This is a genomic window from Mesorhizobium sp. M7D.F.Ca.US.004.03.1.1 (assembly GCF_003998635.1).
Classification (GTDB): domain Bacteria; phylum Pseudomonadota; class Alphaproteobacteria; order Rhizobiales; family Rhizobiaceae; genus Mesorhizobium; species Mesorhizobium loti.
The window spans coordinates 1-696 of the sequence record NZ_RZQG01001590.1 but is presented as its reverse complement, the minus strand read 5'-3'; the positions used below and the strand labels follow the sequence as shown (position 1 = coordinate 696).

The 696-nt window shown below is 67.5% G+C and carries 1 protein-coding gene; it reads right to left on the bottom strand.

Translation table 11 applies throughout. The features are described 5' to 3' along the window. Positions 1-696 (bottom strand): septum site-determining protein MinD (minD, locus tag EN935_RS38910; RefSeq protein ID WP_245489184.1); only part of this gene is annotated, 696 nt, incomplete at both ends.

Genomic DNA, 696 nt, shown 5'->3' with positions numbered 1-696 from the left:
CAGCAGTGTTGAGCGGCTCCGACAGCGTCACCGGCGAACCGAGGTTGGAGGCGCGCAGCACATCCTGGCTCTCGGGGATGATGCCGAGCAGCGGCACCGACAGGATCTCCAGCACGTCGTCGATGGACAGCATTTCGCCACGCGCCGCGCGGGCCGCGTCATAGCGCGTGACCAGCACATGCTTGGCGATGTGCTCGCCCTGCTCCGCCTTCATGGTGCGGGCGTCGAGCAGGCCGATGATGCGATCGGAATCGCGCACGGAGCTCACTTCCGGGTTGGTGACGATGACCGCCTCGTCGGCAAAGCGCATGGCGAGCTGCGCGCCGCGCTCGATGCCGGCCGGGCTGTCGCAGAACACATAGTCGAACACCGAGCGCAGCTTGTCGATGACTTCGCCGACGCCCTCCTCGGTCAGAGCATCCTTGTCGCGCGTCTGCGAGGCCGGCAGCAGGAACAGCGTCTCCACCCGCTTGTCGCGGATCAGCGCCTGCGACAGCTTGGCCGTGCCCTGGATGACGTTGACGAGGTCGAACACCACGCGCCGCTCGGCGCCCATGATCAGGTCGAGGTTGCGCAGGCCGACGTCGAAGTCGACCAAGGCCACCTTCTTGCCGGTCTTGGCGACCGCAGCCCCCAGGGCCGCCGTCGAGGTCGTCTTGCCGACGCCCCCCTTGCCCGAGGTGACCACCACTACCT